This window comes from Ruegeria sp. D6, assembly GCF_056534365.1.
Window position 1 is genome coordinate 1,394,191 of the sequence record NZ_JBQFPH010000001.1, and the last position, 25,252, is coordinate 1,419,442.

At 58.4% G+C, this 25,252-nt stretch carries 25 protein-coding genes; 12 read left to right on the forward strand and 13 right to left on the reverse strand.

The genetic code is table 11. The annotated features are described in order from the left end of the window. Nucleotides 1-227: 227 nt before the first annotated feature. The 4 genes from ctaD (at nt 228) to ACR0A1_RS06920 (ending at nt 4,293) form a co-directional block, all read left to right on the forward strand. Nucleotides 228-1,886, forward strand: coding sequence for a cytochrome c oxidase subunit I (ctaD, locus tag ACR0A1_RS06905; RefSeq protein WP_170393460.1), 1,659 nt, complete (start codon nt 228-230; stop codon nt 1,884-1,886). Between the two features lie 232 nt (nt 1,887-2,118). Then, nucleotides 2,119-3,078: a bestrophin family protein gene (locus tag ACR0A1_RS06910; RefSeq protein ID WP_480866769.1), complete on the forward strand. Its 960-nt coding sequence runs from the start codon at nt 2,119-2,121 to the stop codon at nt 3,076-3,078. 83 nt (nt 3,079-3,161) lie between these two features. Continuing rightward, nucleotides 3,162-3,761: a DsbA family protein gene (locus tag ACR0A1_RS06915; RefSeq protein WP_480753655.1), complete on the forward strand. Its 600-nt coding sequence runs from the start codon at nt 3,162-3,164 to the stop codon at nt 3,759-3,761. Nucleotides 3,762-3,807: 46 nt separating this feature from the next. Then, nucleotides 3,808-4,293 (forward strand): DUF2244 domain-containing protein, encoded by a 486-nt coding sequence (locus tag ACR0A1_RS06920; protein ID WP_170393467.1) that lies wholly within the window; start codon nt 3,808-3,810, stop codon nt 4,291-4,293. Here the strand turns inward: ACR0A1_RS06920 and ACR0A1_RS06925 are convergent, their stop codons facing one another. After that, complete coding sequence (locus ACR0A1_RS06925) at nt 4,294-4,776, reverse strand: GatB/YqeY domain-containing protein (protein ID WP_170393469.1); 483 nt, start codon at nt 4,774-4,776, stop codon at nt 4,294-4,296. Nucleotides 4,777-4,958: 182 nt separating this feature from the next. Between ACR0A1_RS06925 and carA the strand changes: the two genes are divergently transcribed. Further along, nucleotides 4,959-6,125, forward strand: coding sequence for a glutamine-hydrolyzing carbamoyl-phosphate synthase small subunit (gene carA, locus ACR0A1_RS06930; protein WP_170801215.1), 1,167 nt, complete (start codon nt 4,959-4,961; stop codon nt 6,123-6,125). Between the two features lie 62 nt (nt 6,126-6,187). Further along, nucleotides 6,188-8,116, forward strand: coding sequence for a glycosyltransferase family 2 protein (locus tag ACR0A1_RS06935; RefSeq protein WP_480866772.1), 1,929 nt, complete (start codon nt 6,188-6,190; stop codon nt 8,114-8,116). Here the strand turns inward: ACR0A1_RS06935 and ACR0A1_RS06940 are convergent. Further along, a complete protein-coding gene (locus tag ACR0A1_RS06940; protein ID WP_170393473.1) occupies nt 8,073-8,720 on the reverse strand; it encodes a GntR family transcriptional regulator in 648 nt (215 codons plus the stop codon). The genes ACR0A1_RS06935 and ACR0A1_RS06940 overlap by 44 nt on opposite strands. Nucleotides 8,721-8,820: 100 nt before the next feature. On the opposite strand from ACR0A1_RS06940, the gene ACR0A1_RS06945 reads away from it, so the two are divergent. From ACR0A1_RS06945 to ACR0A1_RS06955, 3 genes are all read left to right on the forward strand, one after another. Beyond that, nucleotides 8,821-9,465 carry a pyrimidine 5'-nucleotidase gene (locus tag ACR0A1_RS06945; RefSeq protein ID WP_480866774.1) on the forward strand — a complete coding sequence of 215 codons (645 nt, stop codon included), beginning with the start codon at nt 8,821-8,823 and terminating at the stop codon, nt 9,463-9,465. Nucleotides 9,466-9,552: 87 nt separating this feature from the next. Then, complete coding sequence (locus ACR0A1_RS06950) at nt 9,553-9,801, forward strand: hypothetical protein (protein ID WP_170405023.1); 249 nt, start codon at nt 9,553-9,555, stop codon at nt 9,799-9,801. A 72-nt stretch (nt 9,802-9,873) separates the two neighbouring features. Next, nucleotides 9,874-11,070: a UbiH/UbiF family hydroxylase gene (locus ACR0A1_RS06955; protein ID WP_170801218.1), complete on the forward strand. Its 1,197-nt coding sequence runs from the start codon at nt 9,874-9,876 to the stop codon at nt 11,068-11,070. 31 nt (nt 11,071-11,101) lie between these two features. Here ACR0A1_RS06955 and ACR0A1_RS06960 read toward each other — a convergent pair whose 3' ends face one another. Then, on the reverse strand, nt 11,102-12,229 hold the full coding sequence (locus ACR0A1_RS06960; RefSeq protein ID WP_480866776.1) for an aminotransferase class V-fold PLP-dependent enzyme: 1,128 nt from the start codon (nt 12,227-12,229) through the stop codon (nt 11,102-11,104). A gap of 232 nt (nt 12,230-12,461) precedes the next feature. Here ACR0A1_RS06960 and ACR0A1_RS06965 point away from each other — a divergent pair, with 232 nt between their 5' ends. Beyond that, a complete protein-coding gene (locus tag ACR0A1_RS06965) occupies nt 12,462-13,163 on the forward strand; it encodes a GntR family transcriptional regulator (RefSeq protein WP_170393483.1) in 702 nt (233 codons plus the stop codon). Here ACR0A1_RS06965 and ACR0A1_RS06970 read toward each other — a convergent pair. Continuing rightward, on the reverse strand, nt 13,160-13,618 hold the full coding sequence (locus ACR0A1_RS06970; RefSeq protein ID WP_170393485.1) for an Lrp/AsnC family transcriptional regulator: 459 nt from the start codon (nt 13,616-13,618) through the stop codon (nt 13,160-13,162). The two genes, ACR0A1_RS06965 and ACR0A1_RS06970, sit on opposite strands and share 4 nt — an antisense overlap. After that, on the reverse strand, nt 13,615-14,070 hold the full coding sequence (locus ACR0A1_RS06975; protein ID WP_170421091.1) for an Lrp/AsnC family transcriptional regulator: 456 nt from the start codon (nt 14,068-14,070) through the stop codon (nt 13,615-13,617). The genes ACR0A1_RS06970 and ACR0A1_RS06975 overlap by 4 nt, the downstream gene beginning before the upstream one ends. 131 nt (nt 14,071-14,201) lie before the next feature. Between ACR0A1_RS06975 and ilvC the strand changes: the two genes are divergently transcribed. Next, nucleotides 14,202-15,224 carry a ketol-acid reductoisomerase gene (ilvC, locus tag ACR0A1_RS06980; RefSeq protein ID WP_170393489.1) on the forward strand — a complete coding sequence of 341 codons (1,023 nt, stop codon included), beginning with the start codon at nt 14,202-14,204 and terminating at the stop codon, nt 15,222-15,224. Nucleotides 15,225-15,269: 45 nt separating this feature from the next. Here ilvC and ACR0A1_RS06985 read toward each other — a convergent pair whose 3' ends face one another. Next, nucleotides 15,270-15,725 carry an SRPBCC domain-containing protein gene (locus tag ACR0A1_RS06985; protein ID WP_170421089.1) on the reverse strand — a complete coding sequence of 152 codons (456 nt, stop codon included), beginning with the start codon at nt 15,723-15,725 and terminating at the stop codon, nt 15,270-15,272. Next, on the reverse strand, nt 15,722-16,030 hold the full coding sequence (locus ACR0A1_RS06990) for a metalloregulator ArsR/SmtB family transcription factor (protein WP_170421087.1): 309 nt from the start codon (nt 16,028-16,030) through the stop codon (nt 15,722-15,724). The genes ACR0A1_RS06985 and ACR0A1_RS06990 overlap by 4 nt, the downstream gene beginning before the upstream one ends. Before the next feature lie 78 nt (nt 16,031-16,108). Here ACR0A1_RS06990 and ACR0A1_RS06995 point away from each other — a divergent pair, with 78 nt between their 5' ends. Then, nucleotides 16,109-17,011 carry a DMT family transporter gene (locus ACR0A1_RS06995; RefSeq protein WP_480866780.1) on the forward strand — a complete coding sequence of 301 codons (903 nt, stop codon included), beginning with the start codon at nt 16,109-16,111 and terminating at the stop codon, nt 17,009-17,011. On the opposite strand, the gene glmM is transcribed toward ACR0A1_RS06995, so the two are convergent. The 6 genes from glmM to ACR0A1_RS07025 all read right to left on the reverse strand — a co-directional run bounded on the left by glmM (nt 17,008) and on the right by ACR0A1_RS07025 (nt 25,239). Then, a complete protein-coding gene (gene glmM / locus ACR0A1_RS07000) occupies nt 17,008-18,351 on the reverse strand; it encodes a phosphoglucosamine mutase (RefSeq protein ID WP_480613815.1) in 1,344 nt (447 codons plus the stop codon). The genes ACR0A1_RS06995 and glmM overlap by 4 nt on opposite strands. Before the next feature lie 33 nt (nt 18,352-18,384). Continuing rightward, nucleotides 18,385-19,383 carry a dihydropteroate synthase gene (folP, locus tag ACR0A1_RS07005; protein ID WP_480866782.1) on the reverse strand — a complete coding sequence of 333 codons (999 nt, stop codon included), beginning with the start codon at nt 19,381-19,383 and terminating at the stop codon, nt 18,385-18,387. After that, entirely contained in the window at nt 19,380-20,300 is a 921-nt protein-coding gene (locus ACR0A1_RS07010) for a dihydroneopterin aldolase (protein ID WP_170393501.1), read from the reverse strand. Before ACR0A1_RS07010 ends, folP begins: the two co-directional genes overlap by 4 nt. Nucleotides 20,301-20,405: 105 nt before the next feature. Beyond that, entirely contained in the window at nt 20,406-21,779 is a 1,374-nt protein-coding gene (locus ACR0A1_RS07015; protein WP_480866784.1) for a multicopper oxidase family protein, read from the reverse strand. A 73-nt stretch (nt 21,780-21,852) separates the two neighbouring features. After that, nucleotides 21,853-22,491 carry a cell wall hydrolase gene (locus tag ACR0A1_RS07020; RefSeq protein ID WP_170393504.1) on the reverse strand — a complete coding sequence of 213 codons (639 nt, stop codon included), beginning with the start codon at nt 22,489-22,491 and terminating at the stop codon, nt 21,853-21,855. A 186-nt stretch (nt 22,492-22,677) separates the two neighbouring features. Then, nucleotides 22,678-25,239: a pyruvate, phosphate dikinase gene (locus ACR0A1_RS07025; protein WP_170563328.1), complete on the reverse strand. Its 2,562-nt coding sequence runs from the start codon at nt 25,237-25,239 to the stop codon at nt 22,678-22,680. Nucleotides 25,240-25,252: the final 13 nt, after the last annotated feature.

Consider the following 25,252-nt stretch of genomic DNA (forward strand, 5'->3'; position numbering starts at 1 on the left):
CGGGTCAAGCGGGTTTCCCCGTCACCACTTGTAATCGCGGACTGAATCCCCAAATCCCTCGCATCCGAGGTCAGATTATCGCGCAGCACAGTCTGCCCGCGACAATTAATCTTGATCCAGATCAAACTCGACCATTGAAGGTCGCCCCTTCGCAATCTAAAACCAGCAGGAATCCCGCGCGTTGGAGAGGTCCGACTGCGCGGTACAGTTGCAACAGGAGGCACCTAATGGCAGACGCAGCCATTCATGGTCACGAGCATGAAGATCAGCGCGGCTTTTTCACCCGCTGGTTCATGTCGACCAACCACAAGGACATCGGGATTCTCTACCTGGTCTTTTCGGCCCTTGCCGGTCTGATCTCGGTTCTGATGACTGTCTATATGCGGCTCGAACTGATGCACCCCGGTGTTCAGTATATGTGCCTCGAAGGTTTCATGGCCGATCCATGTACCCCCAACGGTCACCTCTGGAACGTGATGATCACCTATCACGGTGTTCTGATGATGTTCTTCGTGGTCATCCCCGCCCTGTTCGGCGGATTTGGCAACTATTTCATGCCGTTGCAGATCGGCGCGCCGGACATGGCGTTCCCGCGGATGAACAACCTGTCCTTCTGGCTGTATGTCGCTGGCACCTCGCTGGGCGTCGCCTCGCTGCTCAGCCCCGGTGGTAATGACCAGCTTGGTTCAGGTGTAGGCTGGGTTCTGTATCCACCGCTGTCGACGACCGAAGGCGGCATGTCCATGGACCTTGCGATCTTCGCCGTGCACGTATCGGGCGCCTCCTCGATCCTCGGCGCGATCAACATGATTACCACCTTCCTCAATATGCGTGCCCCGGGAATGACACTGTTCAAGGTGCCTCTGTTCAGCTGGTCGATCTTCGTCACTTCGTGGCTGATTCTGCTGTCGCTGCCGGTTCTGGCAGGCGCGATCACCATGCTGCTGATGGACCGCAACTTCGGCTTCACCTTCTTTGATCCGGCCGGTGGCGGCGATCCGATCCTGTATCAGCACATCCTTTGGTTCTTTGGCCACCCGGAAGTGTACATTGTGATCCTGCCCGGCTTTGGCATCATCAGCCACGTGATCGCGACCTTCGCGCGTAAACCAATCTTCGGCTACCTGCCGATGGTCTGGGCGATCATCGCGATCGGTGTGCTGGGCTTCGTCGTATGGGCGCATCACATGTACACAGTTGGCATGTCGCTGCGCCAGCAGGCCTACTTCATGCTGGCCACGATGGTCATCGCGGTTCCGACCGGCGTTAAGGTCTTCTCGTGGATCGCGACCATGTGGGGCGGCTCGATCGAGTTCAAAACCCCGATGCTGTTCGCCTTCGGCTTCCTGTTCCTGTTCACCGTTGGTGGTGTGACCGGCGTTGTGCTGTCGCAGGCCGGCGTGGACCGTGCCTATCACGACACCTATTACGTCGTTGCGCACTTCCACTACGTGATGAGCTTGGGTGCCGTCTTCGCGATCTTTGCTGGCGTGTACTTCTACTTCTCGAAGATGACGGGCCGTCAGTATTCCGAGTTCTGGGGCAAGGTTCACTTCTGGCTGTTCTTCATCGGCGCCAACCTGACCTTCTTCCCGCAGCACTTCCTGGGCCGTCAGGGCATGCCACGCCGCTATATCGACTACCCTGAAGCGTTTGCTCAGTGGAACTTCGTTTCGTCGATTGGTGCGTTCATCTCGTTCGCCTCGTTCCTGCTGTTCTTCGGCATCGTGATCTACGCCCTGCTGCGTGGTGCGAAAGAGACACGCCCGAACCCGTGGAACGAATACGCGGATACGTTGGAATGGACCCTGCCCACGCCGCCGCCTGAACACACGTTCGAGCAGCTGCCCAAGCAGGAAGACTGGGACAAGGGCCACGCGCACTAATCCCGCCATCCAAACCAAACTCAGCAAAGCCCCGCCCCGCGCGGGGCTTTGTGTTTTTTATGCCCCCAGTCCGCAACTTGCTGCACCCAACACGTAGACGCACCAAAGATCAGGCCGCTAGTGTTTGCGAAAACAGCATAATCTAAGACGGGTGCGCGCCACATGATTCTCCCATCACGGCATCACACTTCGGCAACTGGTCAAAGGCTCTGCCGGGTTCATTTGCATCGTCATGGCCTGGATACTCCTGCTTGAACTAGTAGATGAAGTTACTCCGCTTGAGTTGATCTCGAACTCCAGCCCACCGGTCACGATGCTGGGTTTGGCAGTGGCATTTTTTCTGGGTTTCAAGAACACCTCGGCCTATGGCCGCTGGGTCGAGGCCCGCAAGATCTGGGGGGACATCGTCAACGCCAGCCGCGATTGGGGCAATACGATCAGCAATCTGGTTCAGGCTGACGGCACGCCGCTTGCGCCCGAGATACGGCGTGAATTGCTGGAACGTCATATCGCTTGGCTCAACATGCTGGCATTTCAGCTGCGCCAGCCCGCAACGCATGGACGTGCCCGCCGCCCGTGGATGTTCGGACACAAACCGGTCGTGGACAAAATCGCGCTGCATCAGGAACCCGAATGCTGGCGCGATACCCAACTGGCGGCTGATTTGCCTCTGCTCGAAGGGAAATCCAACCGTGCCGTCTACCTGTTGTTTCTTCAGGGTGAGCGGCTTTCTTCACTGGCGCAATCCGGCAAGATCGACCCCTATTGGCATGTGGCGCTGATGAACCGGCTAGCACGGTTTGCAGACGCGCAAGGCCAAAGCGAACGTATCAAGAATACCCCCTTCCCACGGCAGGTCGCCGAGGTCGGACGCATCTTCAGCTATATTTTTATCTTCATGTTACCGCTGGCGTTGAATGACCAACGCTCGATCACCGCTGGCATGGGCTACTCGGTAACAAAATCCGTTCTGCTTGACTGGGCAGTCTTTGCTCCGATCGGGGCGTTGGGTTGCTGGATTTTCTTCGTGACTGAGCGGGTCAGCGCCTCGATGGAGGACACGTTCGAAGGCGATGTAACCGATGTTCCGATCTCGTCCATCTGCCGCATGATCGAAATCGACCTGCGCCAGATGACATCCTGCGGCACTGTCCCTCAGCCGACAGAACCCATCGATAAAGCGCTACTTTGACCACTTAAATTGGGCAAAGATCGAAAAAACCTCCGTTTTGCGGTATTCTGGTTGGCAAAGCCCCTTTTGACAGGAGCCTTGCTATGCCCGAGATCGACTTTTGGTATTCAATCGGCAGCACTTACAGTTTTCTGACCATCACGCGCCTGGATGGCTGGTGCGAAGAAAACGATGCGACGGTAACCTGGCGCCCCTTCAACGTGCGCACGGTGATGTCGGAACAGCAAAATGTACCCTTCGCGGGCAAACCGGTGAAGTCGGCCTATATGTGGCGCGATATTGAGCGGCGCGCCGCGAAATATCACATCCACGCCAAACTTCCCGCCCCCTATCCAATTTCTGACCTGGCGCTGGCAAATCAGGTGGCTTTGCTGGGCATGCAGGACGGCTGGGGCGCGGGGTTCACGCAAAATCTTTATCGGATCTGGTTCGAGGACGGGATTGAAGCCGGTAGCGAAAGCGCCATTTCCGAAGCCCTGCTTCGGTGCCAACAAGATCCACGCCTGATGCTTGCCCGTGCCCGCAGCCCGGACGCTGTTGCAGCCTTGGAGGACGAGACAAACAAGGCCATCAAACTGGGGGTTTTCGGCGCACCCAGCTTTGTTGTCCGCGACGAAGTGTTCTGGGGCGATGACCGGCTGGACGATGCCCTGTCATGGGTCCGCGTCGGCCACGTTGTCTGACTGATTTTTGCTTCGACATTGCGCCGGTCTGAGCTAGGTTCTCGCCATGCCTTATCAATGGACAGAAAACTCGGACGCTGAACAGGAACTGCGGCTTTGGCCGCACAACTCCTTGCCACCACGTGGTGCAATGACCGTCATCTTGTCGGTGTTCCTGTTCGGACTGATCCCGCTGCTGGCGATGTTGGGTTCGATCGTCCTGTGGGGTCTGCTGCCGTTCCTGCTGCTGACGGTTCTGGGCCTCTGGTTGGCAATCCAGACAAACTATCGCGCGCGCAGCGTGTTCGAGGTTCTGACCTTAGGCCAGACGCAAGCCCACCTTGTGCACCACCACCCAGACAAGGGCGATCAGGAATGGACCTGCAACCGCCATTGGGCCCGTCCCGAAATGCACACCAGCGGTGGTCCGGTACCCCACTACGTAACGCTGATCGGCGATGGGCGCGAAGTTGAGATCGGCGCGTTCCTGTCCGAAGACGAGAGGATCGCGCTGTTTGATGATCTGAGTCAGAAACTGCGCAAATCGACGTGATTAAGCGCCGTTCGAGTTAGCGCAAAGATGATCTTTGACCATCGGTCCTACTTTGCCGAAATCCATCTGACCGGTATAGCGCGACTTCAACTCGCCCATCACCTTGCCCATATCGCGGATTGAGCCCGCCCCAGTAGACGTGATGGCGGTCTGAATGGCCTTGCTAACTTCGTCGTCGTCCAGCTGTTTGGGCAGGAATTCCTCAATCACCTCAACCTCGCGCAGTTCCCGCTCGGCCAAATCAAGGCGTCCACCCTCTTCGTAGGCGCGTGCGCTTTCCTTGCGCTGCTTGGTCATTTTACCCAGAATTTCAAGCACTTCGGCATCGCCGCAGCCTTTGGTCTCTTCATTGTCAGAGGCGCGCGAAGCAATATCACGATCCTTGATCGCCGCATTGATCAGGCGCAGTGTCGAAAGACGCTCGGCGGCTTTGTCTTTCATAGCTTGCTTCAGGGCAGAGTTCACCCGTGATCGCATATCCATATGGTCTGTCCATCCCCATGGCAAAGGAACCCTGACCATATCGAAACAAAAAGGTTGGTACAACAGTGGACATTAATTGTAACTCATTGATTTTTAACAATAGCCCAAAATTTGAACAGACTTGACCCTAGCGTATAACCCACTTAGTTATGCGCCCGTTTACCTTGCAGGAGAGTCGCGCCATGGCCCAGAACGCCCCGTCCAAGCCCACCGCATGTCTGGCGTTGGCCGATGGAACCCTGTTTTACGGTGTGGGCTTCGGCGCAACCGGTCAAACCGAGGCCGAGTTGTGTTTCAACACCGCCATGACAGGCTATCAAGAGATCATGACCGATCCTTCTTATGCGGGCCAGATCGTGACCTTCACTTTCCCGCATATCGGCAATGTCGGAGTGAATCCCGAAGATGACGAAACCGGCGACCCGGTGGCAGCCGGGATGGTGGTCAAATGGGACCCGACCGAGCCGTCGAATTGGCGCGCGACAGAAGAGCTAAAAAGCTGGCTGGCCCGCCGTGGTCGCATCGCAATCGGCGGCGTCGATACCCGCCGCCTGACCCGGGCGATCCGTCAGCAAGGCGCACCGCACGTGGCGCTGGCTCATGATCCCGAGGGAAACTTCGATATCGAAGCCCTGATTGCTGCAGCGCGTAGTTTTGCGGGTCTCGAAGGGATGGATCTGGCCAAAGAAGTCACCTGCGCCCAAAGCTATCGCTGGGATGAGATGCGTTGGGCTTGGCCCGATGGCTACCAGCGTCAGGAAGCTCCGATGCACAAGGTGGTCGCGATCGACTATGGTGCCAAGCGCAACATCTTGCGCTGTCTCGCCTCGGCGGGTTGCGACGTAACCGTATTGCCCGCCACCGCAACGGCTGCGGAGGTGCTGGCACACGAGCCGGACGGAGTGTTCCTGTCAAACGGACCCGGCGATCCGGCGGCTACCGGCGAATATGCTGTTCCGATGATAAAGGAAGTGCTGGATACAACAGATCTGCCCGTCTTTGGCATCTGCCTAGGCCATCAGATGCTGGCACTGGCGCTTGGCGGGCAGACGATCAAGATGAACCACGGCCACCATGGTGCCAATCATCCGGTCAAGGATATGGAAACCGGTAAGGTCGAGATCACCTCGATGAACCACGGCTTCGCCGTGGACGCGGAAACACTGCCCGATGGCGTAGTCGAAACGCATCGCTCTCTGTTTGACGGCTCGAACTGTGGTATCCGCATGACAGGTCGCCCGGTTTATTCGGTGCAGCATCATCCAGAAGCGTCACCCGGCCCGCAGGACAGTTTCTACCTGTTCGAACGCTTTGCCGCGGCGATGGCGGATCAAAAAGCACAAGCTTAAAGGCGAATTCAACAGCGTTAACCGTGTGTTAACCCTGACTAAGCAACCCTGCCGGATGTTACATGCGGCAGGGTTTCGTTATGGTCGAATTGAATCTCCAGCGTCAGACACTGGCGCAGCCTGTGCCCGGGCCGCATTCGCGCAAACCGCTCGGCACATGTCTCGTCGAACAAGGCATCATCACATCCGACCAGTTGGCGCGCGCCCTGCGGATGCAAGTATTCCAGAACGCGCCATTGGGGGAAATACTGGTCAGTGAAGGATGGGCCAGCCGTGCGCAGGTCCTCTCGGCGCTGTCTGACCAAACCGGCCTTCAGATCGCCGATCTTGCGCAGGTACCACCTGCCGCAGACCTCTGCTTGCTCGAACCGGTCGAGTTTTGGTTGGAGCACAATGTACTGCCCTGGATGCGTGTGGGGCCAATCCTGCTGATCGCTACAGCCAGGCCAGATACATTCGACGCAGTGGCAGACGCATTGAAACGCCACCGTTACACAATCATCCCGGTTCTGGCAGGACCCGAGCAGATCGATGCTGCCATCGCTCGTCAATATGCTCAACCGCTGGCACAAGCTGCAGAAACTCGCGTTGAGGCGCGGCAAAGCTGCAGGAATTGGTCGGCCCAGACGCGCCGTGGGCCGATCATTGGATTTATCCTGTTCGCGGCACTCTGTGTTTGTTTCCCAATAGTTGGCCTCGGCCTTCTTTTGGGCTTTGCACTGCTGACTCTGGGGCTGTTCTTGTCTCTCAGGCTCTCGGGGCTCATTGCTTATCTATGGCGAGAAAAATCTGAGCCAACAACAAAGACCTCTGAGTCACTTCGCCTACCCCGCGTCTCGATCCTTGTGCCGCTATATAAGGAACGCGAGATTGCCGATGACCTGATCGCCCGGCTGCGCCGCCTGACCTATCCCAAAGCGTTGCTGGATGTCATTTTGGTGCTGGAAGAGCGGGATGACGTAACCAATGAGGCGCTCAGGCAAATAGAACTGCCAACCTGGATGCGCGCCATTGTTGTGCCGGATCGGGGTGACCTGACCACCAAGCCCCGTGCGATGAACTATGCGCTGGATTTCTGCCGTGGAGAGATTTTGGGCGTTTGGGATGCCGAAGACGCGCCGCAATCCGATCAGATTGAAACCGTTGTCCGCCATTTCGCGAACGCCCCAAAGGAAGTGGTGTGCCTGCAAGGTATTCTAGACTACTACAATCCGCGCACCAATTGGCGGTCGCGCTGTTTTAGCATCGAATACAGCGGCTGGTTTCGCGTCGTCCTGAAAGGCATCGCGCGAATTGGTCTGGTCGTTCCGCTGGGCGGCACAACCTTCTTTTTTCGCCGCGACAAGCTGGTCGAACTGGGCGGTTGGGATGCCCATAATGTCACCGAAGATGCCGATCTGGGTGTCCGCCTAAGCCGTGCCGGATATCGGACCGAGATCGTCAGCACCACGACCTATGAAGAGGCGAACTTTCGCGCCTGGCCATGGGTCAAGCAGCGTTCGCGTTGGCTGAAGGGGTTCATGGTCACCTATCTGGTGCATATGCGCGCACCACGCCAATTGCTGCGCGATCTGGGTTTGCTGCGCTTTTTGGGCTTACAGGCCTTTTTTCTGGGAACACTGGGTCAATTCCTTCTGGCCCCGCTTTTGTGGGCGTTCTGGCCCATCTTTTTCGGGCTGCCCCACCTGTATCAACCAATCCTGACACCCGGTTTATTGACTGCCTGCGTGGTTCTGTTTCTCGTCGCCGAAGCCGCCAACCTATTGGTGGGTATCTGCGGTGTCATCGCAGGCAAACGCAGGTTCCTGCTACCCTGGGTGCCGACCATGGTGCTTTACTATCCGCTGGGCGTGTTGGCGGCCTACAAAGGCCTGTGGGAACTGGCGGTCAATCCGTTCTTCTGGGACAAGACCCAGCACGGCCATGCGGTCGAGGAACGTGAGGCCGCTATTTCTCGCGCCGGATCGCATCCTGTTTCAGCCGCGTCATGAAAGCGACCGAAATGTGATCCTGCAACGCCTTGGCCGCCGCGTCCTCGTCTCGCGCCGCAATCGCGTCCACGATGCCTTTGTGCTCGCTCTGCGCAATCTCGCCACGCCCTTCTGCGGCCAGCGATGTGGTCGCCATCAAGGCCATGGTCCGATGCACCAGATCAAGCTGCTGCACCAGATAGCGGTTATGCGAAGCCAGGTGAATCTGTTCGTGAAATCTCCGGTTGGCCCGCGACAGCGCAACAGGATCTCCGATCAACTCATTATCGGCCACCACCATGTCCCGAAGGACCCGAATTTCCTCTTCGGTTGCGTGTTTTGCGGCCAGACGTGCGGCCAGCCCTTCCAATTCACGCCGGACAACATAAAGCTCGGCCATCTGGTTGTGGTCCAATGAGGCCACGATCAACGACCGCCCGTCCCGTTCCAGCAACGACTGCGTTTCCAGCCGCTGCAGCGCCTCGCGGATCGGAGTGCGCGAAACGCCAAACCGCTCGGCCAGTTCGCTTTCCACCAGCCGATCACCAGGCTTGTAGACACCGACGTCTATCGCTTCGAGAATAAGGCTATAGGCGTCCGTATTGGACTGTTTGGATTGGGGCATCGGCTGAATTGTCTCCTCGTTCGGACCTGTCTAGCCGCCACACGCCCCCCCGATCAAGTGCGGCATTGAAAACCGCAGCCCATCGCCCTAAACCCAAAGCATGGTCAAACCTGCCTTTTCCCATGTCACCCAATGGGTGTTCGATCTAGACAACACGCTTTACCCGCCGCATATGCGCCTGTTCGATCAGATCGAAGTGCTGATGACGGATTACGTCGTGCAAGCTATCGGCGTCGACCGCCCCGAGGCCGACCGGCTGCGTTCGCATTACTGGCGCGAATACGGCACGACACTCGCGGGCCTGATGGCAGAGCACAATCTGGACCCCGATCCCTATCTGCACGCCGTGCATCAGGTGGACATGAGCCATATGGAACCCGATGTTGCGCTGGCGGAACATATCCGCGCTTTGCCTGGGCGACGCATTGTCTATACCAATGGATCTGCACCTTATGCCGAGCGCGTTCTGGCGGCACGCGGTCTGAATGGGCTGTTCGACGCGATCTATGGCGTAGAACACGCAGGCTATCGCCCCAAGCCGCAAAAAGCCGCGTTCGAGGCGATCTTTGCGCAGGATGGAATCGATACCGCGAAAGCCGCCATGTTCGAAGATGATCCACGCAATCTGGCCGCCCCGCACGAGATGGGAATGCGTACCGTGCACGTCGCGCCTGACCCGCACCAGGCTGACCATATTCACCATCACACCGATGATCTGACCGGGTTTCTGGGTCGCCTGCGATAGGCTGTCACACTGCGACGATCTGTTCGTTTCGCAGTTGCAGAATTGACCCCATATGCAGCTCAGCGACGAACAGAATCGGAGACCCCAATGACCGCGCTTGAGATGCCTCAGCGCCTGCCTCTTTGGCAGCGCCTTTTGTTTGCAATTCCCGTGTTTGGCTGGATGGCCCGGGACGCGGCCAATGCCGAAGCTGAAGACCTTTATTATACAGCCGCGGCGCTGGTCAGCATGTGGGGCTGTTCCATCCTTCTGTTCGGCCTGCCGGGTCTTTACATTCCTGCCCTGATGCTGGTGCCGACGATGTTCCTTGTCCTGATTTTGATCTCTCGGGGATAAAGCACGAGACAGGATGTCACTTGGCACCCACCGCGCAACAGCACTAGTGTCTGCGGCAACGGAGACATACTCATGACTGACAGCTGTGACATCCTGATTTCCGGCGGCGGAATCGCCGGATTGACCGCCGCCGCCGCCTTTGGCGCTGCCGGGTTCGACGTAGTCTGCGTCGATCCCACCCCTCCGATCACCGAGCGGGACGTGGACGGATCGGATCTGCGTACCACCGCTTTTTTGCAGCCTGCCCACGGTCTGTTGGAACAATGCGGGCTTTGGGCCAAGCTGGATGCCCACGCCGCGCCCCTGCAGATCATGCGCATCGTGGATGCGGGTGGCGATGTGCCCGAACCGCGCGTCGTGCGTGATTTTAACGCCGCCGATATCTCGGACCAGCCATTCGGATGGAACCTGCCCAACTGGCTGCTGCGCCGCGAGATGGTGGCGCGACTGGCCGAACTGCCGAATGTCGATTTCCGCCCCGGCACCGGTACGGTCAGCCTGTTCACCCGCACCAATGAGGCGCGGGTCGGCCTGAGCGACGGCACCCGCATCCGCTGCAAACTGGTAATCGCCGCCGACGGGCGCAGTTCACCAATGCGCGAAGCTGCCGGGATCAATGTTCATACCACGCGCTACGGCCAAAAGGCCCTCGCCTTCGCCGTCACCCATCCCATCCCGCACGAAAATGTCTCGACCGAGATTCACCGCTCGGGCGGGCCGTTCACTTTGGTGCCCCTGCCCGACTGGCAGGGCCAGCCGTCCTCGGCCATTGTCTGGATGGAACGTGGGCCACGTGCCGTTGAACTGCTAAACCTTGAATCCGACGCGTTCGAAGCCGCGATGACCGAACGCTCTTGCGGGCTGTTCGGACCGCTGAAATTGGCCTCACGCCGGACGATCTGGCCGATCATCAGCCAGTCGGCGGAACGGTTGTCGGGCGAACGCATCGCGCTGATGGCCGAGTCCGCGCATGTGGTGCCACCTATTGGTGCGCAGGGGCTGAACATGTCGTTGGGCGATCTGCGCTGCTTGCTGGAATTGACGCGAGCCCGGCCCGAGGGCTTAGGCGATGCGCAGATGTTGGATTCCTATCACAAGGCCCGCCATACCGAGATCGAACTGCGCGTCAAGGGCATCGACCTGCTGAACCGCGCCTCGATGATCGAAGCGCGTCCGCTGCGCGACGCACGAGCGATGGGGCTGAATGCGCTCTATTCCCTACCACCCGTGCGCAAGACGCTCATGCAAATGGGCCTCGGCGTCCGCTGAACCGCAGGGCGGGCTTCTGCCCGCCACGCTATTACAGCACCTGATCCAGAACCCGTTTCAGGCGCGCAATCGTGTCGTCAACATCATACAGCTTGTCCAAGCCAAACAGGCCGAGACGGAAGGTGCTGAACCCTTCGGGTTCGTCACATTGCAGCGGTACGCCGGCTGCGATCTGCATGCCCAGGGCCGCGAACTTCTTGCCGTTCTGCACTTCGGGGTCTGCTGTATAGCTGACCACCACACCCGGCGCGCCGAACCCTTCGGCGGCAACCGACATGACGCCCTTGTCCCTAAGATAGGCCCGGACGCCATCACCCAGCGCCCATTGCGCCGCGCGCAGCTTTTCGAAGCCGTACGCGCGCGTCTCGGCCATTGTGTCGCGGAAGGAAAGCAGAGAATCCGTTGGCATGGTGGCGTGATAGGCATGGCCGCCATTCTCGTAGGCCTGCATGATCTGGCGCCACTTCTTCAAATCTATCGCAAAGCTATCGGATGAGGTTTCTGCCAGCCGCGCCTCGGCGCGTTCGGATAGCATGACAAGACCGGCGCATGGCGTTGCGCTCCACCCCTTCTGCGGAGCCGAGATCAGCAAATCCACTCCGGTGGCCTTCATATCGACCCAGGCACAGCCCGAGGCGATGCAGTCCAGCACCATCAACGCCCCCACCTCATGCGCAGCAGCGGCCATCGCTGTCACATAATCATCAGGCAGAATCACTCCGGCCGAGGTCTCAACATGCGGCGCGAAGACAATACCCGGTCGTTTCTCATGGATTGTCGCCACAACTTCATCAATCGGGGCCGGAGCAAAAGGTGACGGGCTGGAATTGCCGGTTTCGCGCGCTTTGAGAACGGTGGTCGACGATGTCAGATCACCTGACTCGATGATCTGGCTCCACCGATATGAAAACCACCCATTGCGTACGACAAGCACATCAGCATCCCGCGCAAACTGTCGCGCGACGGCTTCCATCCCATAGGTGCCTCCGCCGGGAATGACCGCAACGCCTTCAGCATTGTAAACTTCACGCAGCATTGCCGAAATATCGCGCATGACTCGCTGAAAACTTGCAGACATATGGTTCAAAGAACGGTCGGTAAAAACCACCGAGAACTCCTCCAGCCCGCCCGGGTCAACAGTATTCAGTAGTGCCGGCATGACGCATCCTTTCTATTGGGTCCTTTTTGTTCTGCCTTGTCTTGCGCGCTCGGTAAAGCGTCAAACGCGGCCTGAAGTTGACCCAAAGTAACCCACAGCCAAAAATTTCATTTTGAGTTTTTACATGCCACAATTAGCAGAAATGACGCCAACCAGAGTCAGGTCCCCTTTACACCCTAGCGTGTTTCTGAACAGATACACACACTTTGAACAAGAACGGATAATTTTTCTCGTGACTGCGCAAAAGCGGATTAGTTTTCAAGTCGTTCGAGACGAGGTAAAGCGGCGGATTGAATCCCGCATATGGCCTCAGGGCTCGCTTTTACCCACCGAAACCCAATTAGCGGAAGAGTTCAATTGTGCCCGCGCCACGGTGAACCGGGCGCTGAGGGAGCTCGCCGAACAGGGCTTTGTCGAGCGCAAGCGCAAAAGCGGAACGCGGGTCAAGAAAGAACCACGCAAACAAGCCAAGCTTGAAATTTCACTTGCGAGACAAGCGGTTGAGAACCAAAACTCAGCCTATCGCTATGCTCTGGTGGAACGGAACGTGGTCTACAGCCCCGGCTGGCTGACCTCGCAACTGAATGTCGAACCGGACGCGCGCGTTCTGCACGTGATCTGCATGCACTATGCAGACAACCGCCCCTTCCAGCTTGAAGAACGCTGGATCAATATCGAAGCCGTACCCGAGGTCGAGCAAGCCGACCTCAACAAAAGTGGCCCACACGAATGGTTGTTGAATGCTGCCCCGTTCACCGAAGCTGAAATCGCCTTTTGCGCGATCTCGGCGGACAATCGTCTAGCTGATTTCATGGGCACGACCACTGGCACTTCGATGATTCAGCTGGAACGGACCACGTGGAAGGACGGGCAGCCGATGACTTTCGCCCGCATGACCCATCATCCGGGGTTCCGCATCCGCACTAAATACTAACCGATCGGCCCGGGCAGGCGTTCTTCGCTCAGCAGTACATTGGCTTCGACCTCTCCGGCCCCTGGTAAGGTCATCACCCTCCGGCGCAGAACCCGTTCGAAATCTGCCAGATCCCGCGCCACGACGCGCAACCGATAATCATAAAGACCCAGCACATGCTCAACCGTCTGTACCTCGGGAATGGCGCTGACGGCGCGCTCGAAATCTTCAAGGCTGACCTGCCCTTTTCGCGCAAGTTTCACGCCGAGAAAGACGGTCACTCCAAAACCCAGGGCCTCGGCATTCAGACGCAGCCGCCGCCCCTTGATCACGCCTGCTTCTTCCAGTCGACGAATACGCCGCCAGGTCGCGGGCTGCGATAAGCCAAAGCGGCGCCCCAGAGCCCCCGCGCTTTGGGTCGCGTCCTGCACCAGCGCGCGCAGAATTCTGCGGTCGATCTCATCCAGTTCGATCATACCGGCAACACCTCATCCCGTTTGACTCGGGCGATATGCATAAGGGCTTCGATATCGGCGATATGCGGTAGGGTCAGAATGCGATCGCGATAGACCTGTTGATAATGCGCCATATCTCGCGCCAACACCGATAGGCGCACATCCACCCGGCCAAGGAAGGTCTGGATCTCGATCACCTCGGCCACGTTCCGCGCCGCCGCCGTGAATTCGTCGAACGCCCGTGCCTGCGTCTTGTCCAGCGTTATCCGCAAAGAGACCTCGACCGCATAGCCCAAGGCGGCCCAGTCGATAACGGCTTCCTGCCCCTCGATCACTCCTGCCGCTTGCATCTTTTCGATCCGGCGCCAGCAGACGCCCGTAGTGATGCGGCATCGCTCAGCCAATTCTGCCGTTGTCAGGCTTGGCTCGGCCTGGAAGTGGCGTAGTATACGTCGATCAACATCATCAAGCATGATTTTTTCACATTTTGTTCACTAGAAGAATTATTCTTCATCTATTTGTCAAATACCCAATCCAAACCCTATCGCCAATAGCAATCACGCAAGATAGAAGCACATCAACCGAAACTGAAAGGACCGGCGAAATGCGCGTCTATTACGATCGCGATTGCGACATCAACCTGATCAAAGACAAAAAAGTGGCGATTCTGGGCTATGGCTCGCAAGGCCACGCCCACGCGCTGAACCTGCGCGACTCGGGCGCCAAGAACCTGGTCATCGCCCTGCGCGAAGGCTCCCCCTCGGCCAAGAAAGCCGAAGCGGAAGGCCTGCAGGTGATGGGCATCGCCGAAGCCGCAGCCTGGTGCGACGTTATTATGTTCACCATGCCTGACGAACTGCAGGCTGAGACGTACAAGAAATACGTCCACGACAACATCAAGCCGGGCGCTGCCATCGCGTTCGCCCACGGCCTGAATGTCCATTTTGGCCTGATCGAGCCGAAAGAAGGCGTTGACGTGATCATGATGGCCCCCAAAGGCCCCGGTCACACCGTGCGCGGCGAATACACCAAAGGCGGCGGCGTTCCTTGCCTCGTCGCGGTCGACAACGACGCGACCGGCAAAGCGCTGGAAATCGGCCTGTCCTACTGCTCGGCCATCGGTGGCGGCCGTTCGGGCATCATCGAAACCAACTTCCGCGAGGAATGCGAAACCGACCTGTTCGGTGAGCAGGCTGTTCTGTGCGGCGGTCTGGTTGAACTGATCCGCTGCGGCTTTGAAACGCTGGTTGAGGCCGGCTACGCGCCCGAGATGGCATATTTCGAGTGTCTGCACGAAGTGAAGCTGATCGTTGACCTGATCTATGAAGGCGGCATCGCCAACATGGATTATTCGATCTCGAACACGGCTGAATATGGCCAGTACGTCACCGGCCCGCGTATTTTGAAATACGACGAGACCAAAGCGCGTATGAAAGAGGTTCTGAACGACATCCAGCAGGGTAAATTCGTCCGTGACTTCATGCTGGAGAACGCTGTAGGCCAACCGACCATCAAAGCGTCGCGCCGTGCGAACGATGAGCACATGATCGAGGAAACCGGTGCAAAACTGCGCGCCATGATGCCCTGGATCTCGGCTGGCAAAATGGTCGACAAAGAAAAGAACTAAGTCTGACAATTGTCAGCGAAAGGGCGGCCCCGGTGGCCGCCCTTTTCATTTGGTGACAGCATTTGCGTAGCATTCGCCCAGAACATAATCCCAGCCACTGTCGTAACCGGTGCGTTTGTCCGACGCCTCAGATGCCCAGACTTCCCAGCCCGAATGGGTCAGAGTGACCGTGGTATGCCCGGCTCCGTGGGCTGCGAACCGGACCTCAACCCGCGTGGGGCGGTCGGTGTTGGTGCCGGGGTGCCAGCTGAAGGCCAGGCGAGCCCCCTGTTCGAAGATCAACACCTTGCCCCAATCAGCGCGGGTGCCATCGAACATGGTTTCATAAACCGCACCGCCGACATGAGGTTCGATCACAACTGCCAGCGCAGGCTTGCCTTGCGCCGCTGAGACAGCGTGCCCATCCAATGGCCACCAATTGGCGATGCGATTTACAAAAATGTCAAAGGCGCGCTCGGGCGTTGCGTTCACAACAATGGTCTTAATGATTGGTTCGATCATGCATCTCGTCCTTCGTTTACCTCGGCGGCGAAACTCTCCAACACGTCCGACCAGTATTGCTCGAGCCAGGCGCGCAGGTCGGCCAGCCCCTCGGGTCGGGCGGCATAGATGCGGCGCGTTCCCTCAGCCCTGCAAACGACAAGTCCGGCATCGGACAAGACCTTTAAATGTTGCGAGACCGCCGGGCGGCTTACGGGCAAATCCGCAGCCAGATCACCAACCGCCCTGGGGCGCTTGGCCACCGCCTCAAAAACCTGACGACGGGTCGAATCCCCTAAAGCCGAAAGCACTTCTTTGTAAGCCATAGCTTACGGTAAGTAATGACTTACCTAATGTCAATATCAGCGCGTGACACCGTCAGATTCGCGGGATAAGTGGATGGAATGGTTCAACAACCGACAAAACAGGATTGGAGCGGTGTTTTCACGCTGGGCCTCATCTGGGGCGGGACGTTTATGGTGGTTGCCATGGCGTTGGAAGGCTATGGACCGGTCACCGTGGCGACGTCGCGCACCACATTGGGTGCCGTTATGCTGCTGGTGCTGATGCGCCTTACCGGACGGCGTATTCCGAGTTTGACACCAGCCCTTTTGAGTTCGATTTTCTTCATCGGCATTCTGTCGACGGCGGTTCCCTTCATGCTGTTAAGCTGGGGGCAACAATTTGTCCCTTCGGCCTTTGCGGGTCTGTCCATGGCGGCGATTCCGCTGATGGTTCTGCCGCTGGCACATTTCTTTTCGGATGAGCCTATGAACCTACGGCGTCTGGTCGGCGTTTGCCTTGGCTTCTCTGGCGCGCTTGTGTTGATCGGGCCCGGTCTGGCGCAATTGGGTCAGGGTACGCAGCCACTGGCGCAAATGGCCTGCGTTACGGCAGCCTTGTGCTACGCCAGTTCGTCGATCCTGACCCGCCGCTGCCCTCCGATTGAACCGATGGCTCTGGCAGCCCTGACGCTGCTGGTTGGCGCAGTACTATTGATACCTATCATGCTGCTAACCGAGGGGCTTCCCTCGTGGCAGGGAACGCGCCCCAGTCTGGCCCTGATCGTTCTGGGCCTTGTCCCCACGGCCTTCGCCACCCTGCTGCGAGTATCCATCACCCGCAGCGCCGGGTCGGTCTTTCTGACGCTGGTGAACTATCAGGTGCCCGTTTGGTCGATGGTGTTCGGGGCCTGGATTCTATCCGAAGCCCTGCCGCTGCGGTTCTATATCGCGCTTGCCATGATCCTAACCGGGCTGGCAATCAGCCAGTGGTTCACTCTGCAGAAAATGCTGATGGGGCGTTAACCTGTCGCCGCCTCAACCTCGGATACGATCCCATCGACCACTTGGGTCAGCAGTGCGGCATCCTCGCATTCCGCCATCACCCGGATCAGAGGTTCCGTGCCCGATTTGCGGATCAGCAAACGCCCCTGCCCATTCAGACGCGCCTCGGCCTCGGAAATCGCGCTTTTGACGCTGGCCGCTTCCAGCGGGGCCTGCCCCGCGCTAAAGCGCACATTCTTCAGCAATTGCGGCACCGTCTCAAACTGGCGCGATAGGTCCGAGGCTTTCTTGCCGGATTGCACCATCTCTGCCAGAAAATGCAGCCCCGCCATCAGACCGTCGCCGGTTGTGGCATAATCGCTCATCACGATGTGACCTGACTGTTCGCCACCAAGATTGAAACCACCCTCGCGCATCCGTTCAACCACATAGCGGTCGCCAACGGCGGTCCGCTCCAGACGCAGCCCCTGCCCGGCCAGGTGCCGCTCCAACCCGAGGTTCGACATCACAGTGGCGACCAAGGCGCCGCCTTTCAGCTGATCCGCGCGGGACCAGGCGGTCGCCAACAGGGCCATCAACTGATCCCCATCAGCAACAGCGCCGGTTTCGTCGATCACAACGACGCGGTCGGCATCCCCATCCAGACAGATACCTACATCGGCGCCATGTGAAACCACGGTTTCGGCCGCAACACGAGGCTGGGTTGAGCCACATCCGAAGTTGATGTTCTTGCCGTTCGGCGCGATGCCGACCGGGATCACATCTGCTCCCAACTCCCAAAGAACTTCCGGCGCAGTACGGTGCGCGGCACCGTTGGCGCAGTCGATCACGACCTTCAGCCCATCCAAGCGCAGATTGCGCGGCAGCGATGATTTCACACGCTCGCCATAACGGAACCGTGCATCGTCAACCCGACGCGCACGACCAATATTCTGCGCCTGTGCGGGGCTTACACCTTCTTCGATCAACCGCTCGATCTCAATCTCGGCCTGATCGGACAGCTTGAACCCGTCCGGCCCAAAGAATTTAATTCCATTGTCGATCGCCGGATTGTGACTGGCCGAGATCATCACGCCCAGATCCGCGCGCATCGAGCGCGTCATCAACCCTACCGCAGGAGTCGGCACCGGCCCCAGCAGAAGCACGTTCATACCGGTCGAGGTCAAACCTGCCGTCAGCGCATTTTCCAGCATATAGCCCGACAGCCGCGTATCCTTGCCAATGACAACGCGATGTACGCCTGAGGCATCGCGGCGGAAATACCGCCCCACAGCTGCGCCAATTCGCAAAGCCATTTCCGCCGTCATAGGGTGCGTGTTGGCGGTGCCCCGCACCCCGTCGGTTCCAAACAGCTTGCGCATAAGTCGGTCTCCTGAAAATTCCTTTTGCCCGGATTACCGGACGGCGGCCCATAGACGCAAGGCCTGAGCCGTCTCGGCCACGTCATGTACCCGTACAATCTGCACGCCCTGTGATATTCCCGCCAGAGCAACCGCGATTGACCCCGGCGCGCGGGCATCCTTGCGCGGCTCTTTGCCGATCTGACCAATAAATCCCTTGCGCGAAACGCCCAGAAGGATTGGACAGCCCAGCCCGTGAAACAGGCTAAGATTGCGCAGAAGCGTCAGGTTGTGGTCCAGATTCTTGCCAAACCCGATGCCCGGATCGATGACAATTAGATCGCGGCTGAGCCCCAGTCCTTCAAGATGCGCGATTTGCCCCTCAAGGAAATCGTAAACATCCAGCAGAACATTGTCATAGTGCGGGTCATCCTGCATCGTGGTCGGATCACCCTGCATATGCATCACACAAACCGGAGCCTCAATCTGCGCGCAAAATGGTGCAAGTTTGGGATCGAAGGTAAATCCCGACACATCGTTGATCAGTCCCGCACCCGCCTGATGCGCTGCCTTGGCAACACCGGCCTTGCGAGTATCGATCGAGATCAACACATCCGTCTCGCCCCGAATTGCCTCAATCAAAGGGCGTGTGCGGGCAATCTCTTCGTCTTCAGGCACAAAATCAGCGCCCGGGCGCGTGGATTCGCCGCCAATGTCCAGAATACTTGCACCATACGCTACCATGCCGGCGGCAGCGGTCCGAGCGGCCTCGACCGAGTTATACAGCCCCCCATCCGAGAAGCTATCCGGCGTGGCATTCAGAATGCCCATGATCTGCGTTCGCGCCATATCAAGCCCGGCAATCGCTGGACGCGCACAGGTCAGACGATCCAGCTGTTCCTTTGGGATTTCAACGGCATCGACGATCTGGGTGCTTTGCCCGCGCTCAATCCGCTCGGCCTGTGAGAACCACAGCACCTGCCCTGCCAGTGGCACCGCCCCGTCGACGCGCGTGCTCCCATGCTGGACCAATGGGCGGTAATAGACGGTCACAGTTGCGCCTGCTCCACCGGAACTGCGCGCAATGGCGTTTTGGGGGCTTCGGGCAGGTCTCCGCCAATAACCAGCATCTCGCTGGCTTCAAAGGTTGCTGCGAACCAAGCAGCCAGCGCCACCGCGTCAGACGGCGCGGCTGAGGGGCCATCGACCGCATCCAGAACAATTTTGGAGGGTGCCCAAACACAAATCTGGCCGTTTTTCATCGCCCAATCCAACTCGGTCCGCGTTGAAACGACCACGCAACGGTGATCGCGCGCAGCCAGAACCCAGGCGTTCTGTTCAATTGCCAACAGATCTATCCGGCGTTGGGTCATTGCGTGACCCGTCTGCGGCACATCCAGATCAGACGCCCCAACACACAGGATCAGCGGGCGCTGGCGATTCTCAAGCTGGTCGATCCAGCCGGTGAGATTACCTGATGAAATCGCTGCATTCGACAGAAAGACCAACCGTGGATGTGGCCGCTCTTCTTCGGTCACATCATGATGTACCGCATCCTTGCCGCGCACGATCTCGACACCAAGCGCGCCAGGTCCACGATCCAGTTTTTCAATGCGAACAAAGGCTCTTACAGCCTGAGGTTCAAGCAGAATGCGCTCCGCCACGCGATCTGCCAGTGTCTCGAGCAAATTTAGTCGCTCAGCAGCCAGCTCGAACGCAATCGCTTCGGTTACACGGTCGTAAGACAGAATACGATCCACGTCATCATCGATGGGGTCTGTCAGCGGGCGCACCTCGACCACGATGTTAAAGCAGATCCGTTGCGTGGTACCGCGTTCGGCCTGAAACGCCCCGATCTCGACCTCAACGATGTGATCGCGCAGCGAAATGCGGTCCAGCGCACCGCGCGCGGCGGTAGCCTCGGACCGTTCGGACGGGTGCGCAAAGGCAAGACGGATTTCAGAGCTCATGCGGCGGACCTTTTCGGGCTCGGTGGACTGATGATCAGCCCACTTTAGGCGTTTCGCGGGCGTATAGCATCGCAGCAAACGCCTTTCCAGCTACGGAATGCGGCGTTACGTGACCCGGAACCAGCTCATCATACCCGATGCCGCATGGCCTAGCATGTGACAATGCAACAGCCAGTTGCCCGGATTGTCAGCTACCAACGCTACCTGCCGCACCTGCCCTCGCTCGACTAGAACAGTGTCGCGCCACGGCCCTAGTGTACCGTCCTGCAGGATAATGCGAAAATGGTGTCCATGCAGATGCATCGCATGTGGAAACGCCGTGTCATTTGCGAATTCAATCCGATGAACTGATCCCAATCGCGCATCCAGAAACGGATCATCTGGCCGCTCTGCATATCCGTTCAAAGCCCAGAATCGTCCAAGCTGAACCAACTCGCGCCCCGACAGCTCGGAATCGCCCAATTTGGCGCTCTCCAGCCAGCGCATTGCACCCCCCTGCATCATCATACGATGCAGAGGTGTATTCTGCAGTTCAATTTCGGGCATTCGGTTTGCTGGCAACGGTCTAACTTTTGCATTAGCAATACGCGATGATACTCCGAACACATCAAATTTGACGAGTCCGTAAGCGCCATCCCGTTCTACACTCACAATACTTGCCGTCTGGCCGGATTCCGCTGAAACATCAACGATCAAGTCAACCCGCTGCGCAGGCGCCAAAGGAAAACTGCTCTCAACTCGCAATGGAACCTCAAGCGGCATACCGTCAAGCGCAACAATCCAACCAGCAAGCCCGTCGAGCGCTACGTCGAATACCCGGGCATTCGCGGCATTGATCACCCGCAATCGCAATCGTTCAGACGCCTGCACCGGATAAGAAGGGTCAAACTCTCCGTTCACCGTTACAATGTTGCCCAGCCGACCCGCATGGCTCAGATCATGACCATTGTCGAAATCGCTCGATATCTTTGCGCTCTCGGTGTCAAGGCGCCAATCGTCCAGCATTAAGGTCAGGTCCTGATCAACATCGGGTCCGCTGGCTTCTTCGACGATCAAAGGGCCATAAAGCCCACGCGCGACCTGCTCCATCGATTGGTTGTGCGCATGATACCAATAGGTTCCCGCATCCGGCACCACGAAATCATATTCAAAGTTGGAATCTGGCTGCACAACTTCCTGCGTCAGGCCGGGCACTCCATCCATCGCATTGTCGATCCGGATGCCATGCCAGTGAACGGTCGTTGGTTGCGGCAGCATGTTTACAAGCTTGCGGCGTACCCGAGCCCCCTGCGGAACACGGATTTCCGCGCCCGGAACACCGCCGCCATAACTCCAGACCGGAGTTTCCGGGTATCCCTGGGGCGCGATCTGCTGGAGGGAAGTCTGTGCCACCAGTTCGGTGGCAGATGCCATCGCCACGCGTGGTATCATCGACAAGGCCAGGGTCGATTGCAGAAACTGTCGGCGTGATATGGTCATTGCAAGCCTCCTGGCTCGCAACATAGTTGGTAAAACGCCTGCTGCCAGCACCCTTCCAGCGCTGGTGCGTCAATCAGTTGCTGGCCGTGCGATAATTGTGCTTGTAGAAGATATGCACGCCAATACGCGCCGTTTCTTTATAGACGCGGGACCAGGACGGGCGCACTGCCTTGGTGTGGTAGTGCGTGGCACCTGCGGTCATCTCTTCAGCTACACCATCGATTGCGGCACGGGCGACTTTCGAAACGCGATCATAAGCGCGTTTTTCGTTGATAATCTCTTTCTGCCCGTCACAGGTGTAGGTGAACTGGCACTGATATTTCTTGCCCGTTCCTTGCTTTATCACACCGCACAGTGAATCCGGAAAGCGACCGCTTTCAACACGGTTCAGGATAACTTCGGCCACAGCAAACTGGCCACGCACGCTTTCACCGCGGGCCTCGAAATACAGCGCTTCGGCAAGACAACGGAAATTTTCATCTCCGGTCGCCTTTGGCTGCTGGTCCAGCCAGGCTTTGGTGTAGGAGATTTCGACTTTTTCCGGCGCCTTACGCGGCTTAAACAGTTTCAGGTAATCGCGGAAGCTTTGTGCTGGCAACTCGTTACGTGTGACCAACTCAACAGATTTTGTATCGCCTTGCCTATCGGCAAAGGACAAACTCGGTAGCAAGGCTGCGGCCCCCACGGCAACAGCCACTATGTAGCGTCTCATCAGATAACCTCGCACAGGCACAAACGCGCCATACCCTCCCCCGGCGGGCGCGACGAGGCTAATACCCCAGACGAAGCGAGACGTCCAGTTCTGAAAAAAATGCAAGAGAAAAACCGCTCACGCCGCCAATTATTATCGACAGCGGAACGTTTCTTACGCCACTATTTCTAGGTAGGAGACAGTTAGTCAACCCCCAAGTTTGGACGAAATCGCCAGTTGAGCGGCAGACAGCCGAGCGACAGGAACCCGGAAAGGAGAACAGGACACATAGTCGAATCCAAGTGACCGGCAGATAGCGATTGATTCGGGGTTACCACCATGTTCGCCACAGACAGAAAGCGTAACGTCTGGTTGGGCTTGGCGCCCGCGCTCGGCCCCCAGCTTCAGCAATTCACCTACCCCATCTGCATCCAGAACGTGAAATGGATCTTCGCCAAACACGCCTTGGCGGACATATGCCGACATGAACCGCCCCGCGTCATCGCGCGACAATCCGTAGGTCATCTGGGTCAGGTCGTTTGTTCCAAAGCTTAGGAAAGCGGAATGCGGCGCAATCTCATTCGCGCGCAGACAGGCCCGAGGCGTTTCCACCATCACTCCCAATCGATAGTCGAACTCCTGCCCCTGCTCCGAGGCAACCTCGGCCGCTACAGTATCAATGCGTGTTTTGACCAGTTCAACCTCGCGCTTGGCCGAGACCAGCGGGATCATGACCTCGGGCACGACAGGGGCACCTTCTTTGCTGGCCTCAACCGTCGCCTCGAAGATCGCGCGTGCCTGCATGTCGTAGATTTCCGGCACGGTGACACCCAGACGAACCCCGCGCAATCCCAGCATCGGGTTGTACTCGCTCATCGCCTCGACCCGACGTTCGACATCCGAGATTGGCAAATCCAGCGCCTCAGCCAGCTCGCGCTGACCAGTGCGCGTAGTGGGCAGAAACTCGTGCAAGGGCGGATCGAACAGGCGGATGCAGACCGGCTGCCCCTCCATAATCCGGAACAACTGCACAAAATCCTGCCGTTGCATCGGCAGCAACCGTTCCAGCACAGCGGCACGTCCCGACGGGGTCTGCGCAAAGATCATTTCGCGCATTACGGTCAAACGACCGGGATCGAAGAACATGTGTTCCGTTCGGCACAACCCGATCCCTTCTGCTTTGAAGTTTCGCGCAGTTTGCGCGTCAGCGGGTGTATCGGCGTTGGCGCGGATGGCGATGTCCCTCTCGGCATCGGCCCAGCTCATCAGTGTCTGAAAGCAATCATCCAGCGCCGCTTCAAGCATCTCGGGTTGTCCGGCCAATACCTGACCCGAAGTCCCATCGATGGTCAGAATATCGCCTGTCTTGAACACACGCCCATCCGGTGCGCTTAGCAGCTTTTTCTTGGTCTGGAATCGCATCTCGGACGCGCCGACGATACACGGCAGACCCAGACCTCGGCCAATCACCGCCGCATGGCTGGTGATCCCGCCCTTTTCGGTCAAAACAGCTACTGCGGCATGCATTCCGCGCACATCTTCGGGCGAGGTTTCTCGGCGCACAAGAATACAGGGCTCCCCCCGCGCGGCGCTGGCCTGCGCTTCGGCAGCCGTAAAGACAATTCGACCGGTCGCTGCACCGGGGCTGGCCGCGATGGCTGTGGTCAGCACATCACGCTCGGCCTCAGGATGGACCTGCCGGTGCAGAAGTTCATTCAGCGAATGCGGGTCGATCCGCATCACGGCCTCTTGCGGCGGAATGATCCCGTCTTCGGCCAGGCGCACCGCGATCCGCATCCCGGCCCGCGACCCGCGCGGAACCCGCACGCCGTCCAGAATATGCACCTTGCCGTTCTGCACCACGAATTCGACCTGCATCTCTTCGCGCAGCTTTTCGCGCATTAACGCAGCGTGGGCCTTGAGATCGGCAAACGCCTCGGGTGCCACATCCTCCAGCGACTGGCCGCGTTCATCCTTTTCCAGATACAGCGCAGCGACACCCTCCCCCAGCGCATCGCGCCCCTGGCTTTGGCTCAGATAGCGGCCCGTGATTTGGGGCATACCTGTCGCGGGGTCAATCAGTTGCAACACGCCTGAACCGCATTCCCCCTGTCCGACGCCCGGGATCATCTCTTGAATCACCAGCCCCAAACCGGCATCCGCAGGTGCGCCCTTGGCCTGCCGCAGCAGCCGGGCCGACGTGCCATCCCAGGCACGCGCCATCGAGCGCAGAACACCAATCAGTTGCTCTCCTCGATCTTGCGGAAAGGCCTCGTCGGTTTCATCTTCATACGCCCGCAGGGACAAGCTCAGCCCTTCGCGCCCATCTGCATCGATGGTATCGAATACGTCAGGGTCCAGACGCGCAATATGGAGCGCATAGCTCTGCACAAACCGCAGATATAGCGCCGCCGCCGCATCCGCCCCCATTTCCGCAGACCGATCCAGATATCGGGCATCGTTCATGCCGATATTCAGCACCGCCCCCGGTCCACCCCAGTCAGGATCTTCCGAACTGGGCCGTACACACAGCAATGACTCGGCGTCGAACTGTTCCAGAATGGCTGCGATGTCGGGAATGTCGCCCTTGGCAATTCGCTGCACCGCGTCAAAAGAAAGGGCCACTGTCCGAGGCACCGGCATGTCCAGCCTGACCAGTCGTTGCAGGCACTTCGCCCGGCCGCCATGCGTATTGGCGGCAACGGGCGCTTTTGGAGTGATAAGCGTGGTATGCGGATTATTCTGCACTGCGGCACCTTTTGGTTTCACCGCAGCATAAGCC

Coding starts and splice junctions, on each gene's coding strand:
- ctaD (WP_170393460.1), top strand. CDS start 228: ATGGCAGACGCAGCCATTCATGGTCACGAGCATGAAGATCAGCGCGGC.
- ACR0A1_RS06910 (WP_480866769.1), top strand. CDS start 2,119: ATGGCCTGGATACTCCTGCTTGAACTAGTAGATGAAGTTACTCCGCTT.
- ACR0A1_RS06915 (WP_480753655.1), top strand. CDS start 3,162: ATGCCCGAGATCGACTTTTGGTATTCAATCGGCAGCACTTACAGTTTT.
- ACR0A1_RS06920 (WP_170393467.1), top strand. CDS start 3,808: ATGCCTTATCAATGGACAGAAAACTCGGACGCTGAACAGGAACTGCGG.
- ACR0A1_RS06925 (WP_170393469.1), bottom strand. CDS start 4,776: ATGGATATGCGATCACGGGTGAACTCTGCCCTGAAGCAAGCTATGAAA.
- carA (WP_170801215.1), top strand. CDS start 4,959: ATGGCCCAGAACGCCCCGTCCAAGCCCACCGCATGTCTGGCGTTGGCC.
- ACR0A1_RS06935 (WP_480866772.1), top strand. CDS start 6,188: ATGCGGCAGGGTTTCGTTATGGTCGAATTGAATCTCCAGCGTCAGACA.
- ACR0A1_RS06940 (WP_170393473.1), bottom strand. CDS start 8,720: ATGCCCCAATCCAAACAGTCCAATACGGACGCCTATAGCCTTATTCTC.
- ACR0A1_RS06945 (WP_480866774.1), top strand. CDS start 8,821: ATGGTCAAACCTGCCTTTTCCCATGTCACCCAATGGGTGTTCGATCTA.
- ACR0A1_RS06950 (WP_170405023.1), top strand. CDS start 9,553: ATGACCGCGCTTGAGATGCCTCAGCGCCTGCCTCTTTGGCAGCGCCTT.
- ACR0A1_RS06955 (WP_170801218.1), top strand. CDS start 9,874: ATGACTGACAGCTGTGACATCCTGATTTCCGGCGGCGGAATCGCCGGA.
- ACR0A1_RS06960 (WP_480866776.1), bottom strand. CDS start 12,229: ATGCCGGCACTACTGAATACTGTTGACCCGGGCGGGCTGGAGGAGTTC.
- ACR0A1_RS06970 (WP_170393485.1), bottom strand. CDS start 13,618: ATGATCGAACTGGATGAGATCGACCGCAGAATTCTGCGCGCGCTGGTG.
- ACR0A1_RS06975 (WP_170421091.1), bottom strand. CDS start 14,070: ATGCTTGATGATGTTGATCGACGTATACTACGCCACTTCCAGGCCGAG.
- ilvC (WP_170393489.1), top strand. CDS start 14,202: ATGCGCGTCTATTACGATCGCGATTGCGACATCAACCTGATCAAAGAC.
- ACR0A1_RS06985 (WP_170421089.1), bottom strand. CDS start 15,725: ATGATCGAACCAATCATTAAGACCATTGTTGTGAACGCAACGCCCGAG.
- ACR0A1_RS06990 (WP_170421087.1), bottom strand. CDS start 16,030: ATGGCTTACAAAGAAGTGCTTTCGGCTTTAGGGGATTCGACCCGTCGT.
- ACR0A1_RS06995 (WP_480866780.1), top strand. CDS start 16,109: ATGGTTCAACAACCGACAAAACAGGATTGGAGCGGTGTTTTCACGCTG.
- glmM (WP_480613815.1), bottom strand. CDS start 18,351: ATGCGCAAGCTGTTTGGAACCGACGGGGTGCGGGGCACCGCCAACACG.
- ACR0A1_RS07010 (WP_170393501.1), bottom strand. CDS start 20,300: ATGAGCTCTGAAATCCGTCTTGCCTTTGCGCACCCGTCCGAACGGTCC.
- ACR0A1_RS07015 (WP_480866784.1), bottom strand. CDS start 21,779: ATGACCATATCACGCCGACAGTTTCTGCAATCGACCCTGGCCTTGTCG.
- ACR0A1_RS07020 (WP_170393504.1), bottom strand. CDS start 22,491: ATGAGACGCTACATAGTGGCTGTTGCCGTGGGGGCCGCAGCCTTGCTA.